The 13,951-nt window shown below is 73.0% G+C and carries 12 protein-coding genes and 1 pseudogene; 7 read left to right on the top strand and 6 right to left on the bottom strand.

The genetic code is table 11. The features are described from left to right. Window positions 1–2 precede the first annotated feature (2 nt). Together JK356_RS08990 and hisD are read right to left on the bottom strand one after the other, a co-directional pair. Entirely contained in the window at window positions 3–1,160 is a 1,158-nt protein-coding gene (locus JK356_RS08990) for a histidinol-phosphate transaminase (protein WP_201867054.1), read from the bottom strand. Window positions 1,161–1,185: 25 nt separating this feature from the next. Next, entirely contained in the window at window positions 1,186–2,502 is a 1,317-nt protein-coding gene (gene hisD / locus JK356_RS08985) for a histidinol dehydrogenase (protein ID WP_201867053.1), read from the bottom strand. A gap of 102 nt (window positions 2,503–2,604) precedes the next feature. Between hisD and JK356_RS08980 the strand changes: the two genes are divergently transcribed. Further along, entirely contained in the window at window positions 2,605–3,381 is a 777-nt protein-coding gene (locus JK356_RS08980; RefSeq protein WP_201867052.1) for an LON peptidase substrate-binding domain-containing protein, read from the top strand. 70 nt (window positions 3,382–3,451) lie between these two features. After that, window positions 3,452–3,954, top strand: a pseudogene (gene ybaK, locus JK356_RS08975) (Cys-tRNA(Pro) deacylase). Window positions 3,955–3,969: 15 nt separating this feature from the next. Here the strand turns inward: ybaK and JK356_RS08970 are convergent. The 4 genes from JK356_RS08970 to JK356_RS08955 form a co-directional block, all read right to left on the bottom strand. Further along, window positions 3,970–4,656, bottom strand: a complete 687-nt coding sequence (locus JK356_RS08970; RefSeq protein WP_307815483.1) for a hypothetical protein — start codon at window positions 4,654–4,656, stop codon at window positions 3,970–3,972. 78 nt (window positions 4,657–4,734) lie between these two features. Beyond that, window positions 4,735–5,508, bottom strand: coding sequence for an ABC transporter permease (locus tag JK356_RS08965; protein ID WP_201867051.1), 774 nt, complete (start codon window positions 5,506–5,508; stop codon window positions 4,735–4,737). Continuing rightward, window positions 5,505–6,533 (bottom strand): ABC transporter ATP-binding protein, encoded by a 1,029-nt coding sequence (locus JK356_RS08960; protein WP_201867050.1) that lies wholly within the window; start codon window positions 6,531–6,533, stop codon window positions 5,505–5,507. The genes JK356_RS08965 and JK356_RS08960 overlap by 4 nt, the downstream gene beginning before the upstream one ends. Window positions 6,534–6,617: 84 nt before the next feature. Continuing rightward, window positions 6,618–7,835: an NYN domain-containing protein gene (locus JK356_RS08955; RefSeq protein WP_201867049.1), complete on the bottom strand. Its 1,218-nt coding sequence runs from the start codon at window positions 7,833–7,835 to the stop codon at window positions 6,618–6,620. Between the two features lie 181 nt (window positions 7,836–8,016). Between JK356_RS08955 and JK356_RS08950 the strand changes: the two genes are divergently transcribed. The 5 genes from JK356_RS08950 to JK356_RS08930 all read left to right on the top strand — a co-directional run bounded on the left by JK356_RS08950 (window position 8,017) and on the right by JK356_RS08930 (window position 13,919). Then, on the top strand, window positions 8,017–8,166 hold the full coding sequence (locus JK356_RS08950) for a hypothetical protein (RefSeq protein WP_201867048.1): 150 nt from the start codon (window positions 8,017–8,019) through the stop codon (window positions 8,164–8,166). A 273-nt stretch (window positions 8,167–8,439) separates the two neighbouring features. Next, window positions 8,440–11,997, top strand: a complete 3,558-nt coding sequence (gene dnaE / locus JK356_RS08945; protein ID WP_201867047.1) for a DNA polymerase III subunit alpha — start codon at window positions 8,440–8,442, stop codon at window positions 11,995–11,997. Between the two features lie 243 nt (window positions 11,998–12,240). Beyond that, on the top strand, window positions 12,241–12,588 hold the full coding sequence (locus JK356_RS08940) for an alpha/beta hydrolase (protein ID WP_201867139.1): 348 nt from the start codon (window positions 12,241–12,243) through the stop codon (window positions 12,586–12,588). A 67-nt stretch (window positions 12,589–12,655) separates the two neighbouring features. After that, on the top strand, window positions 12,656–13,135 hold the full coding sequence (locus JK356_RS08935) for a hypothetical protein (RefSeq protein ID WP_201867046.1): 480 nt from the start codon (window positions 12,656–12,658) through the stop codon (window positions 13,133–13,135). An 82-nt stretch (window positions 13,136–13,217) separates the two neighbouring features. Further along, a complete protein-coding gene (locus tag JK356_RS08930; protein WP_236670966.1) occupies window positions 13,218–13,919 on the top strand; it encodes a hypothetical protein in 702 nt (233 codons plus the stop codon). Window positions 13,920–13,951 lie beyond the last annotated feature (32 nt).

The following is a 13,951-nucleotide window of genomic DNA, read 5'->3' as shown; positions in this document are numbered from 1 at the left end:
GCTCATGTGTTGCCCTCGCTCTCCCTGCTCTTGCTGTTCCCCCCGCCGCCCGACGGCGTGTCCATCACCGCGCGCATCGCGTCGAGGAACGCGTCGTTCTCCGGCCGGGTACCCGTCGTCACGCGCAGCCAGCCGGGAATGCCGTAGTCGCGGATCAGCACGCCCCGGTCCAGCAGCCGCTGCCAGACGGCCCTGGGGTCGTCGAAGCGCCCGAACTGCACGAAGTTGGCGTCGGAGTCGGTCACCTCGCAGCCCATCGCGCGCAGCTCCTTGACCACCCGGTCGCGCTCGGCCTTGAGCTCCTCGACGTACCCGAGCAGCGTATCGGCGAACTCCAGGGCCGCGTGCGCCGTGGCCTGCGTCACGGCGGAGAGGTGGTACGGCAGCCGCACCAGCTGGACCGCGTCGACCACGGCCGCGTCGGCCGCCAGGTAGCCCAGCCGCAGCCCGGCCGCGCCGAACGCCTTCGACATCGTCCGCGTCACGACGAGGTTGGGGCGCCCCTCCAGCAGCGGCAGCAGCGAGGGGCGGTGGCTGAACTCGGCGTACGCCTCGTCGATGACCAGCAGCGCGCCGTGCCCCCCGGCGGCCCGCTGCGCCGCGTCGTACAGGGCGATGACGTCCTCGGGATCGGCGGCGGTGCCGGTGGGGTTGTTGGGCGAGCAGACGAACACCACGTGCGGCCGGTGCTCGCGGATGGCGGCGGTGGCCGCTTCGGTGTCCACCGTGAAGTCCTCGCGCCGCGGCCCGGAGATCCAGCCGGTGCCGGTGCCCCGGGCGATCAGGGCATGCATCGAGTAGGTGGGGTCGAAGCCGATGGCGGTGCGCCCGGGACCGCCGAACGCCTGGAGCAGCTGCTGGATGATCTCGTTGGAGCCGTTGGCGGCCCATACCCGGGCGGGCCCCAGCTCGTAGCCGGTGGTGCGGGTGAGGTAGGACGCCAGCTGCGTGCGCAGCGCGACGGCGTCGCGGTCGGGGTAGCGGTTGAGGGTGCGGGCGGCCTCGGAGACGCGCTCGGCGATGCGGCGCACCAGGGCGTCCGGGACCGGGTAGGGGTTCTCGTTGGTGTTCAGCCGCACCGGGACCTCCAGCTGCGGGGCGCCGTAGGGCGACTTGCCGCGCAGCTCGTCCCGGATGGGCAGATCGTCGATGCTGGTCATGGTGCCTGTCGTCGGGGGGTGGTGCTCACGGGCTTGGCGGGGTCTTCCAGTCGAACCGCGCGCGGACGGCCGCGCCGTGGGCGGGCAGGTCCTCGGCGTCGGCGAGGGTGACCACGTGCCGCGCTACCTCCGCCAGGGCCTCGCGGCCGTAGTCCACGACGTGGATGCCGCGCAGGAACGACTGCACGGACAGCCCCGAGGAGTGGCAGGCGCAGCCGCCCGTGGGCAGGACGTGGTTGGAGCCCGCGCAGTAGTCGCCCAGCGAGACCGGGGCGTAGGGGCCGAGGAAGACCGCCCCGGCGTTGCGCACGCCCGCGGCCAGCCCCGCGGGGTCCTCGGTGATGATCTCCAGGTGCTCGGGCGCGTAGGCGTTCACCACGGCCAGGCCGTGGCCGAGGTCGCGGACCAGGACCGTGCCGGACTGGCGCCCGCCGAGCGCCTGGGTGATGCGCTGCTGGTGCTTGGTGGCGGCGACCTGCGTGGCGAGCTCGGCGTCCACGGCGTCGGCCAGCGTCTCGTCCGGGGTGACCAGGACGGCGGCGGCCAGCACGTCGTGCTCGGCCTGGCTGATCAGGTCGGCGGCCACGATGCGCGGGTCGGCGCTGCCGTCGGCCAGGACGGCGATCTCGGTGGGCCCCGCCTCGGCGTCGATGCCGACGAGGCCGCGCAGCAGCCGCTTGGCGGCGGCGACGTAGACGTTGCCCGGGCCGGTGACGAGGCTGACCGGCGCGCAGTCCTCGGTGCCGTACGCGAACATCGCGACGGCCTGGGCGCCGCCCGCCGCGTAGACCTCCTCCACGCCGAGCAGGGCGCAGGCGGCGAGGATGGCGGGGTGCGGCAGGCCGCCGTGCTCGCGCTGCGGGGGCGAGGCCACGGCGAGCGAGCCGACGCCCGCCTCCTGGGCGGGCACCACGTTCATCACCACGGAGGACGGGTAGACGGCCCGGCCGCCCGGCACGTACAGGCCCACGCGGTCCACGGGCACCCACCGCTCGGTGACGGTGCCGCCGGGCACGACCTGGACCGTGGAGTCGGTGCGCCGCTGGTCGCGGTGGACGGCCCGGGCGCGCCGGATGGACTCCTCCAGGGCCGCGCGCACCGCCGGGTCCAGCTGGGCCAGGGCCCGCTCGAGCGCCTCGGCGGGGACGCGCACGGTCTCGAGGCGGACGCCGTCGAATCGCTCCGCGTAGTCGATCAGTGCCGCGGTGCCGCGATGGCGCACGTCCTCGCAGATGGGACGGACCGCCTCAACGGCGGCCTCGACGTCGAGTTCGGCGCGCGGCAGCAGCTCGCGGTCGACCCCGGGGGAGCCGGAGTCCCGCAGATCGATTCGGTTCAGCACGGCTCCAGTCTCGCAGACCGCGCGGGTGACCCCTCAGCCGGTTTCACGATGCGGGCTCGGCAGCGGTCCCGCGTGCCGGGCCAGCCGATAGGCTCGCCCCCTGTGACCACCACCCGTCTGCCGCTGTTCCCGCTCAGCACGGTGCTGTTTCCCGGTCTGGTGCTGCCGCTGAACGTCTTCGAGGCGCGCTACCGGGCACTGATGCGGGACCTGCTTGACCTGCCGGAGGACGGCCCCAGACCGTTCGTGGTCGTGGCGATCAAAGACGGGCACGAGGTGGTCCCGGCCGCGACCGGCCTGCCGGAGGAGGGCGCCCAGCCGCCGGACGCGGGGCCGGGCGCGGGGTTCGCGCCCGATCCGATGGACTCGTTCTACCGCGTCGGCTGCGTCGCGGACGCCTCGACGATCCGGCCCCGGCCGGAGGCGGGCCCGGCCGGGAGTGCTGCCGGGGATGCTGCCGGTTATGAGGTGCTGGCGACCGGCACGACCCGGTGCCGGCTGCTGTCGGTCGACGCCTCGGGGCCGTACCTGACGGCCGAGGTGGAGCGGGTGCCGGAGGAGCCGGGCGAAGGCGCCGGGGCACTTGCGGAGGGCGTGCTGCGGGCGTTCCGCGCCTACCAGCGCGCGCTGGCGGGTGCGAGCGAGCGCACGCTGGCGCCGGGGCAGGAGCTGCCCCGGGAACCGGGGGTGGTCTCCTACCTGGTGGCGGCGGCGGCCAGGCTGTACACGGCCGACAAGCAGCGGCTGCTGGAGATGCCCGACACCGCCGCGCGGCTGGCCGAGGAGCTGTCGGTCCTGCGCCGGGAGACCGCCCTGATCAGCAGGGTGCCGTCGGTGCCCGCCGCCGACCTGACGGCGCGGCCGACCAGCCTGAACTGACTGACCTGTCTGACCTGACTGACCTGACTGACAAGGCCCGGGGCCGCCGGGCGGCGAGGGGAGGCGGAGCGTGGGCAGGAAGCGGCGGGACGGCCAGGCGGGCGCGGGCAGCACCCCGGCGACGGTGGCGGCGGCGCGGGCGGGCGTGCCGTTCACCGTGCACTCCTACGCACATGACCCGGGCACCGCCTCGTACGGCGAGGAGGCGGCGCGGGCGCTGGGGACTGACCCGGCGCGGGTGCTGAAGACGCTGGTCGCCGAGGTGGACGGGGCGCTGGTGGTCGCCGTGGTGCCGGTGGCGGGCTCGCTCGCCCTGAAGGCGCTGGCGGCGGCGGTGGGCGGGAAGCGGGCGGCGATGGCCGACCCGGCGGTGGCCGAGCGGACGACCGGGTACGTGCGGGGCGGGATCTCGCCGCTGGGCCAGCGCGAGCGGCTGCCGACCGTCGTGGACGGCTCGGCGCTGGGGCACCCGTCGGTGTTCGTCTCGGCCGGGCGGCGCGGCCTGGAGATCGAGCTGGCCCCCGCCTGGTGGCGCTGACCGGCGCGGTGACCGCGCCGATCGCGCGGGACTGAGCAGGCAAAGGGGAGTCAGCCGCCCCAGTGGGGCCGTTCGGCGGGCCGCGGCTCGGGGTCGCGCGGCCCCCAGGCGGCGACGCACAGCAGGTGCACAGCGAGCGCGGCGAACGGCAGGCCGAACAGCACACCGTGGGCGCCGAGGTCGAGCGGCGCGTCGAAGACGACACCGCGGCCCGCTTGGTGGGCGCGGGCGGCGATGTCCTCGCCGGGGCCCAGCCAGACCCCGAGGCGGAAGGCCAGCAGGGAGCCGCCCAGCGCGCCCGCGGCGAGACCTGCGGCCACCCCGACGCCGCCGTGGCGGCGCAGCAGGAACACCACGCCGCCCGCCACGGCGCCGAGCCCGAGGCCCAGCAGCAGGAACGTGCCGTCGGCGCCGATGGCCTCCTCGCCCTCGGCGTTGCTGAGCAGCACGGCCTCGCCGTCGTAGACGAGCGGCACGCGCGGCGCCAGCCACAGCCACAGCAGTCCCAGCGCCACGCCGGTCACGGCGGCGACCGCCGCCGCCACCGCCAGCCCCTCGGCTATCTCGCCGCGCCACCGGCCCGCCGCCGCGGGCCCGGCGTCATCCCCGGCGGGCGGGGGCGCGGCCCAGGGGTCATGCCGCGAGGCGGGGGCGGGGCCGTGGGCACCGCCGGCGCCGGCGGTGTGGTCCGTGTCGCGATCAGTGTCGTGGTCGGGTGATGGCTGAGGTGGGGTCACCCGGTCATCCTGCCAGGTGCGGGCGTGTGTTCGGTGCCTGGGACGGCCGTTCGGCTGAGCGTGGCCGTGCGCGCGGCCCTAGCGCCGCGCGGCGCGGCGGTAGGCCCAGGTCGCGAGCGCGAGGGCGGCGGCGCCGACGGCCGCGCAGACGCCGAGATTGGCGGCGATGGAGCCCCAGTCCGGGCGGGGCCGCAGCGCCCCGGCGAGCGCTTCCACGCCGTAGGTGGACGGCAGCAGGTCGCGCAGCCAGCGCACCGGCCCGGGCAGGCTGGCGGCGGGCAGCACGCCCAGGAGCAGGGCGGCCGACATGCCGATCTGCCCGCACAGTGTGGCGAGCTCCGCACGCGGCGCGAGCAGACCGAGCGCGGCGCCGAGCCCGGCGAGCGCCGCGCCGGCCAGGGGGACGACGGCGAGCGCCACCCAGATCCCGCCCAGCGGCAGCTGGTACAGCAGGCCGCCGGCCAGGGCGGTGACGAGCACGCCGGGCACGGTGAACGAGGCGTAGGCGGCGGCCGTCCCCAGCGCCACGGCAGCGGCGGGCACGGGCAGCGTGGCGTAGTGGTCGAGCCCGCCGGTGGCGCGCAGCTGCCCGAAGTACTGGGCGAGGAGGTTGAGGGCGACGAAGGCGACGACGAGCACGGCCGACCCGGCCACGACGGCACGGGCCTCGTCCGCGTCGGCGCCGCCGCCTCCGTCCACGACGCCGCGCATCAGGACCATGATTCCCAGGGACTGGAACGTCGCGACGAACAGCAGCGGGATGCGGGCGACGCGGGCGCGGGAGAGCTGGGCGCGGTAGACCGCGGCGAGCGCGGGCCACAGCCGGGCGGGCGGCGCGAGCGGGGCGGTCATGAGCGCACCAGCCCGGTGCCGCGGCCGCCGAGCGCCAGGTAGACGTCCTCCAGGCTCGGGGTGGCGAGCGTGAAGTCGTCCAGCGCGGCGAACGCCGGTCCCTGGGTGACGGTGGTGACGGCGGCCCGGGCCTCCTCGGGCGGCAGCCGCAGCGTCCAGCGGCGGCCGCTGACGTCGGCGGCGGCGCGCAGGGCGGCCAGCGCGGGCTCGTCGCCGGGCGGATCGGCGCGCCAGACGAGGTCGAGGCGCACGTCGGTGCCGACGAGGGCCTTCAGGCCGCCGGGGGTGTCGCAGGCGATGACCCGTCCGGCGTCGAGCACGGCGACCCGGTCGAGCACGGTCTCGGCCTCCAGGACGTTGTGGGTGACGAGCAGGACGGTGGTGCCGTGCTCGGCGCGGCGCCGGTCGATGGCGGCCCACACGGCGCGGCGGGCGACGGGGTCCATGTTGGCGGTGGGCTCGTCGAGCACGAGCACGGGCCGCCCGCCGGTCAGCGCGGCGGCGACGCAGGCCAGCCGCCGCTGGCCGCCGGAGAGGCGCTTGAGCGGGCGGGAGGCCAGCGGCGCCAGGCCCAGCTCGTCGAGGACCTCGTCCCGCTCGCGGCGGGCGGCGGGCGCGGCCAGGCCGCGCAGCCGCGCGGTGGTCTCGGCGGCGAGGGCGACGGTCAGCTCATCCAGCGCCGTGGACTCCTGCCCGAGGTAGGCCAGCAGGCGGGCGGCCCGGCGGGGGTGGCGCACCAGGTCGTGACCGAGCAGCGTGATGCTGCCCGCGTCGGGGCGCAGCAGCCCGGTGAGCTGCTTGACGAGCGTGGTCTTGCCGGCACCGTTCGGGCCGAGCAGGCCGAAGATCTCGCCCCGGGCGACGTCGAGGTGCACGCCGTCGCTGGCCGTCACCGGCTCGGTGCCCCGCTTGCCGCGGTAGGTCTTGACGAGTCCGCGCACGGTGAAGGCCGCCTCGGCGGCCGTGCCGGGCGGCGCGGTGCGGTCGTTGGCCTGCTGCCCGGCCCGCGCGGTGGAAGTGGGCACGGCAGCCGAGCCTACGTGGCCGGCCGCCGCGCGCGGGCAGCGGGGGTTGGCTCCGCCGGGCCCGCGGGGCGGGCCGGACCACCGTCAGGAGGCGCGTTCGGTGCCGGTCCTGGCGTCAACCTCCCGCCAGAAGCCGGCCCGGATGGCGTACCGGTCGCGCTCGTCGAGCTGGTCGTCCTTGTGTGACAGCAGGCCGAAGCGGGCCGCGTAGCGCAGCAGCTCGCCGTCGATGCGGTGCGGGATGCGGGGGTACTGGCCGGCCAGCTGGGCCAGGTGGGCGGGGGTGGTGAGGCGCTCGGCCCAGCGGCGGGCGAAGACCTGCCCGACCTCGAACGGATCGCCGCTGACGGCCGTGATGTCCTCCTCGCGGTCGGCCCAGCGCTGTTCGGGTGAGGTGAGTTCGGAGAGCATCGGCAGCGCCGCCGCCTCGGGTGACTCCTCCGGCACGCCCCGGTCGACCCAGCCGCGGTCGGATGACCAGCGCAGCGTGGCGGTGGGCTCGGGCTCCGGCTGCGGCGGGCGGGATCCCAGCGTGGCGAGGTCCTTGGGGGTGGGCACGGTCTTGTGGCCGCCGGGGGCGCTGTCGCGGCCGGCGGGCGCCGCGCACGCGGCGGGCGGCCGGGGCGGGGTGGTGCCGTTCCGGCTCGGGGCCGGGTGGACGGCGGGCCGGGCCGGGGCGGGCTCGGGCGGCGGCGCGGCCAGGATGGCGGCGATCTCGGAACGGGGTTCCGGGTGGGGGGACGCGGCGGGCGGCTCGCTGAGGCGGACGGCGCGGGTGATCCAGGCCCGGTCGAGCACGCGCCGCTCATCGGCCTCGGCGACGAGGTCCTCGGACTGGTTGTAGTCGCCGTCGGCCGCCTGCACCGCCCACAGGTGCACGGCGACGCCGTGTTCCTTGGCGGACATCAGGCCGGGCAGCAGGTCGCCGTCGCCGGTGACGAGGACGATGTCGGCGCAGGCGCGGTTGCGTGCGAGCTCGGTGAGTTCGGCGTGCATGGCGGCGTCCACGCCCTTCTGCGCCCAGCGCCCGTCGCTGCGGGTGAGGGCGCCGAGCCGCACGGTGACGCGTGGCATGACACGCAGCCGCCGGTGCTCGGGCTGGGGGACGCGGTCGGGGGCGCCGTCGAACCAGTAGATGCGCAGCAGGCCCCGCCCGGTCTCCTCTTCGGCCCGCTCGCGCAGCCCCTGGATCAGCGCGGCGTGGTCAACGGTGATGCGCGGCCGGGACGGCTCGCCGGCCAGCAGGCTGGCGGCGGCGCCCAGCAGGTAACCGGCGTCCACCAGGACGACGCAGCGGTCCACGATGCACCTTCTTTCGCCAGGCCTCGCCCCTCGGGCATTTTCATGAGTCTGCCCGACCAGCCGGTTCTTATCTGCCCCAACTCGATCTTCGGCGTGGCGAGTCGGCTGCCCTCATTATCCGACATGCGAACTATGCGAGCAGATGCGATCCTCGTCCCAAGGAGGCCGCAAGGAGGCGAAGATGGCAAAGAACAAGAACCGCGACCGCCGGCAGTCACCCGCTCCCGCGCCCCCGCGTGAGCAGCCCGCTCCCGCGCCCAGCCCGCCGCGCACCACCGCGACGCCGGCCGACATGCCGCGCAAGCGACAGCGGCGGTTCGGCCACAACTGACCGGCGGCGTCCGTTACCGCCGCCAGCGGGCGCGCTCGTGGCACGGAGCGCGCCCGCTGGCGTGCGCGCTGCCTGGCGCACCCCCGACTCGACATGACGCACGTCACATCTCTGGCTCCGCCCCGGCTGCCGCCAAGGGCTCCCGGCAGCCGTTGCCGCAGCGGCCCCTGACGCCCCGCCAGCCGCCCCCGTCAGCCCGTGTCCCGCGCGTTAGGGTGGGTCTCCTCATTTCCGCGTATCCCCTGTGAACCATTCACGAGGAGCCCTCGCCACATGGCTGACAGCTTCGTTCACCTGCATGTTCACACCGAGTACTCGATGCTCGACGGAGCTGCCAAGAACAGCAAGCTGTTCGCCGAAGCGGAGCGCCAGGGCATGCCCGCCATCGCGATGAGCGACCACGGGAACATGTTCGGCGCGTATGAGTTCTTCGACATCTCCAAGAAGACGGGCGTGAAGCCGATCATCGGCATCGAGGCGTACGTCGCGCCCGAGTCGCGCTTCGTGAAGAAGCCAGTCTTCTGGGGCCCGGGCGGCAAGCGGGCCGTCTCCGAGGACGGCGAGGGGAGCAAGGACGTCTCCGGCGGCGGCCGGTTCACCCACATGACGATGTGGGCGAAGAACGCGCGTGGGCTGCGGAACCTGTTCCGGCTCTCCTCGCTCGCCTCGTTCGAGGGCTACTACGGCAAGCCCCGCATGGACCGCGAGCTGATCTCGCAGTACTCCGAGGGCATCATCGCCACCACCGGCTGCCCCTCCGGTGAGGTCCAGACCCGGCTGCGCCTGGGCCAGTACGACGAGGCGCTGAAGGCGGCCGCGACATACCAGGACATCTTCGGCAAGGAGAACTACTTCCTGGAGCTGATGGACCACGGCATCGACATCGAGCGCGAGGTCCGCCAGGATCTGCTGAAGATCGCCAAGGAGCTGGACATCCCGCTGCTGGCGACCAACGACTCGCACTACGTCACCGAGGACCAGGCTGACGCCCACGACAGCCTGCTGTGCGTCGGCGTTGGCAAGACGAAGGCCGACCCGAACCGGTTCAAGTTCAACGGCTCCGGCTACTACATCAAGACCCCCGAGGAGATGCGCGCGCTCTTCCGCGATCTCCCCGAGGCCTGCGACAACACCCTGCGCGTCGCGGAGATGGTCGAGTCGTACGAGGAGGTCTTCGCCTACGTCGACCAGATGCCGCAGTTCGACGTGCCCGAGGGCGAGACCCAGGCGAGCTGGCTGCGCAAGGAGTGCGAGCGCGGCCTGAAGAAGCGCTACGGCGACAACCCGCCGCCGGAGGTCCGCGAGCGCCTGGAGACGGAGCTGGGCGTCATCACGCCGATGGGCTTCGACTCCTACTTCCTCGTGGTCGCCGACATCTGCCGCTACGCGCGCGAGAACGGCGTCCCGGTCGGCCCCGGCCGCGGCTCGGCGGCCGGTTCCCTGGTCGCCTACCTGACGGGCATCACCGAGGTCGACCCGCTCCGCCACGGCCTGCTCTTCGAGCGCTTCCTCAACCCCGAGCGCATCAACCCGCCGGACGTCGACATCGACTTCGACGACCGCCAGCGCGATGTCATGGTCCGCTACCTGAGCGAGCGTTACGGCACCGAGTACACCGCGCAGGTCAACACCTTCGGCACCATCAAGGCCAAGGCCGCCGTGAAGGACGCCGCGCGCATCCTCGGCTACCCGTTCTCCATGTCCGACCGCATCACCAAGGCGATGCCGCCGGACGTGATGGGCAAGAGCATCCCGCTCTCCGGCATCTTCGACCCCGAGCACCCCCGCTACAACGAGGCGGCCGAGGTCCGGCAGATGTACGAGAACGAGCCGGACGTCAAGAAGGTCCTCGACACCGCCCGCGGCATCGAGGGCCTCATCCGCGGCACGGGCGTCCACGCCGCCGCCGTGATCCTCTCGCGCACCCCGCTGCTCGACCTGATCCCGATGCACAAGCGGGACCGGGACGGCGTGATCATCACCGGCTTCTCGTACCCGCAGTGCGAGGAGATGGGCCTGATCAAGATGGACTTCCTGGGCCTGCGGAACCTGGGCGTCATCGATCACGCCATCCAGCTGATCAAGGAAAACCGCGGCATCGAGATCAACACGGCCGACATCCCGCTGGACGACAAGAAGACGTTCGACCTGCTGGCCCGGGGCGACACGCTCGGCGTGTTCCAGCTCGATGGCGGCCCGATGCGCTCCCTGCTGCGGCTGATGAAGCCGGACTGCTTCGACGACATCTCCGCCGTGCTCGCGCTGTACCGGCCCGGCCCCATGGGCGTCGGCTCGCACACCAACTACGCCCTGCGCAAGAACGGGCAGCAGGAGATCGAGCCGATCCACCCGGAGGTGGAGGAGCCGCTGCGCGAGGTGCTCGAGCCGACTTACGGCCTGATCGTCTACCAGGAGCAGGTGCAGAAGGCCGCGCAGATCCTGGCCGGTTACAGCCTCGGCCAGGCCGACCTGCTCCGCCGCGCCATGGGCAAGAAGAAGCCCGAGGTGCTGGCCAAGGAGTTCGTCCCGTTCCGGGAGGGCTGCCGGAAGAACGGCTACTCGGACGAGGCGATCCAGGCGGTGTGGGACGTGCTGGTCCCCTTCTCCGGCTACGCGTTCAACAAGTCGCACACCGTCTGCTACGGCATGGTGTCCTACTGGACCGCGTACCTGAAGGCCAACTACCCGGCCGAGTTCATGGCCGCGCTGCTGACGTCCACGGACAACGACAAGGACAAGGCCGCCCTGTACCTCGCCGAGGCGCGGAAGATGGGCGTGCGGGTGCTCTCCCCCGACATCAACGAGTCGGTGGCCGACTTCTCGGCCGTCGGCGACGACGTCCGCTTCGGCCTCCAGTCCGTGCGCAACGTCGGCGCCAACGTGATCGAGTCCCTGGTCGAGACCCGCAAGCGCAAGGGCAAGTACACGTCGTTCGCGGACTTCCTCGAGAAGTCGGAGCTCACGGTGTGCAACAAGCGCACCATCGACTCCCTCATCAAGGCCGGCGCGTTCGACTCCCTCGGCCACACCCGCAAGGGGCTGTGCGACATCCACGAGACGGCGATCGACGCCGTCATCCCGATCAAGAAGCAGCAGGCCATTGGCCAGGACGACCTGTTCGGCTCGATGGACACGGGCGAGGACGACAGCCCGGCCATGGGCCTGGACTTCCCCATCAGCGACCAGGAGTGGAACCGCAAGACGAAGCTCGCGCTGGAGCGCGAGATGCTCGGCCTGTACGTCTCCTCCCACCCGCTGGACGGGGCCGAGCACATCCTGGCCCGCAACCGCGACACCTCCATCGCGGAGCTGCTGGCCTCCGGCCGCACCGAGGGCGAGGTCAGGCTCTCCGGCCTGATCAGCGCCATCGACCGGCGGATCAACAAGCAGGGCGACCCGTGGGCGATCGTCACGCTCGCCGACCGTGACGCCAGCGTGGACGTGCTGTTCTTCCCCAAGACCTACGCCCTGGTGCAGCACGAGCTGGTCGACGACAACGTCATCTCCGTGCGCGGGCGACTGAACGAGCGGGACAGCAGCATCAGCGTCTTCGGCCAGGAGATCACGGCGCTGGACATCTCGGCCGCCGAGCACGGCGGCATGCCTCCCGTCGTCCTCGTGCTGCCGGAGCACCGCATCAACCCGGAGGTCGTCGGCGAGCTCAAGCGGACCCTGAGCGCCCACCCGGGCGACTCCCCCGTCCGCCTGAAGGTCGAGGGCCGCGAGAAGACGGTCGTCTACGAGCTGGGCTTCCTGGTCAACCCGGAGCACATCGCTTCCGAGATCAAGGGCAGTTTCGGCCAGTCCGCCTGGGCCGGCATCGCCGCCTGACCCTCTTCCCCTCCCCGGCCGTGCCACAATCTCTCCCGTGCCGGCACGGGAGTGCGAGGGAGCGCACCCCGTGGCACGGCTGGGGAGGAGTTGAACGATGCGCGTTAACGGAACGGACAGCGGTGCTGCGGCGGATCTTGGCATCAGCACCGGGGGAGCTACGGCGCGTTGCTGACTTCGCTGACGGCCAGGCTGAGGGTGTCGACGGCTTAGTGCGGGACTTCCGCTCCGAGGAACGGCGAGCTGGCAAGGACCCACAGCGTCCTTACAAGCGGCACGGTTTCCCCCATCACCTGGCTAGGCTACGACGCTCCCGATAGTGCAATCCGTGACGCCCCCTTCGAGCACTATGCCCGGGACGCCGCCCCAGCCCTGAACAGTTTCCTCGACGGACTCTCCGTGGCACAAGGCGGCCCCGACGCCAGCCATACCACGCTGGTCGGCCACAGCTACGGCAGCACGGTCATCGGAGCCGCAGCTCTGGAACCAGGCCGTATCGCGACCACCGATTACTGGAAACCAGGAAGCAAGAGCCTGCTCAACCAGGCGCGCGTGATCGTCGGGAACTACGACGATGCCACGAACGGATGACGCAGTGAGACCTCATAAGGGCAGGATCGCCCTCTTACTTCTCTTTCTTATGTCAGGTTGTGGTTTTATGGACAGCACGGAAGCCCGGGAAGAGGATCCTCCAGCGATCAAGTCAGCAGACGAGGGGCGACAGGAGGCGGCAGAGATCTCCAGCGCGATCCTGGACGCGGCGGGCATCCGCGGCGAGGTCACCGAGCCCGGCCCGGGAGTGAGTGACTGCCCGGGGAACGACCGGGCCACCGGTAACGACCGGCTGTTCCTCATGCGGCATCCCTGGTCCATCTACGGGCTGCCGACGGCGAAGCTGGAGGAAGGGCTCGACAACCTCCGGAGGGAACTGCCCCGACAGGGCTGGGAGATCATCGAGGACCGAAGGGCCGACAGCCCTGACCGCCAGCCCGTCGTACTCTTCGAAAACCGCACCCTGGAGTACGCGGCTCACGTCTCACTCATCGGCCCGGACAGTGACGACCCACGACTGCACGTCTCGCTGGTGTCCGCCTGTTTCAGCACACCTGGTCATGAAAGCGCGAAAAACGAGCACTGACGCGCCGGTCCGGGACAGCTGACCGGAACTGAACGGCTACCGCTTATACCTCCTTGACGCCAGCCATGGCACACTCGGCCCGATGGTCGTATCAGCATCTGGTGCCCCTCGCACCCCGGGCATGCGCGTGGCGCGCGCGGCGGTGTTCGCCGCACTGTGCGTCACGCTGTCCGCCGGGGCCCACGTGCTGCTGTCGGGACAGCCGCTGCCGGTGCCCGTGGTCGCCGCCGTGGCGGCCGGAGTGTTCCTGATCGCGTTCGCGCTGGCGGGCGGGCGGGAGCGCCGGTTCTGGCAGATCGCGGCGCTGCTGCTGCCGCTCCAGCTGGCCGCCGACACCGTCTTCACCACCGGCCAGGCGGCCTGCTACGGCCCCGGCGGCGGTCCCGTGACGGGCCCGCTGCGGGTGATGGGCATCGACCTGGTATGCGCGGGCGGGGAGGTCGGCACCCCGCTGGCCCGGCTCGCCTCCGGCGCCGACGACCCGCTGGCGACCGCGCACCCCGCCGGCCCGTGGCTGCTGCTCGCGGCGCACGTGGCCGTCGGCCTCACCGCGGCCGCCTGGCTGCGCGGCGGCGAGGCCGCGCTGGTCCGCCTGCTGCGCGCCGCCGCCGCGGCCACGTTCCGCCCGCTGCTCGTGGCCGTCGCCGCCCTGAGCCCGGCCCCGCACGCCGAGCCCCGCCCCGCGCCGCGGGCCCGCCTGAGCCTGCCGGCCCCGGCCCTGCCGCTGCTCTCCCACACGGTGCTCCGCCGTGGTCCACCGCCGCGCCTTCACCCCGGCCTGTAGACCACGTCCGACGCACACACGGAGAGAACCGG

Origin of the sequence: Streptomyces sp. 7-21 (genome assembly GCF_016741785.1) — a bacterium.
In the GTDB taxonomy this organism is placed as follows: domain Bacteria; phylum Actinomycetota; class Actinomycetes; order Streptomycetales; family Streptomycetaceae; genus Streptomyces.
The sequence above is the reverse complement of the archived record's forward strand: the minus strand, read 5'-3'. Positions and strand labels throughout refer to the sequence as shown.

Excerpts from the sequence above, each read along its gene's own strand:
- JK356_RS08950 (WP_201867048.1), top strand. The coding sequence starts at position 8,017 with ATGGCAAAGAACAAGAACCGCGACCGCCGGCAGTCACCCGCTCCCGCG.
- JK356_RS08930 (WP_236670966.1), top strand. The coding sequence starts at position 13,218 with ATGGTCGTATCAGCATCTGGTGCCCCTCGCACCCCGGGCATGCGCGTG.
- JK356_RS08935 (WP_201867046.1), top strand. The coding sequence starts at position 12,656 with ATGGACAGCACGGAAGCCCGGGAAGAGGATCCTCCAGCGATCAAGTCA.
- JK356_RS08990 (WP_201867054.1), bottom strand. The coding sequence starts at position 1,160 with ATGACCAGCATCGACGATCTGCCCATCCGGGACGAGCTGCGCGGCAAG.
- JK356_RS08965 (WP_201867051.1), bottom strand. The coding sequence starts at position 5,508 with ATGACCGCCCCGCTCGCGCCGCCCGCCCGGCTGTGGCCCGCGCTCGCC.
- dnaE (WP_201867047.1), top strand. The coding sequence starts at position 8,440 with ATGGCTGACAGCTTCGTTCACCTGCATGTTCACACCGAGTACTCGATG.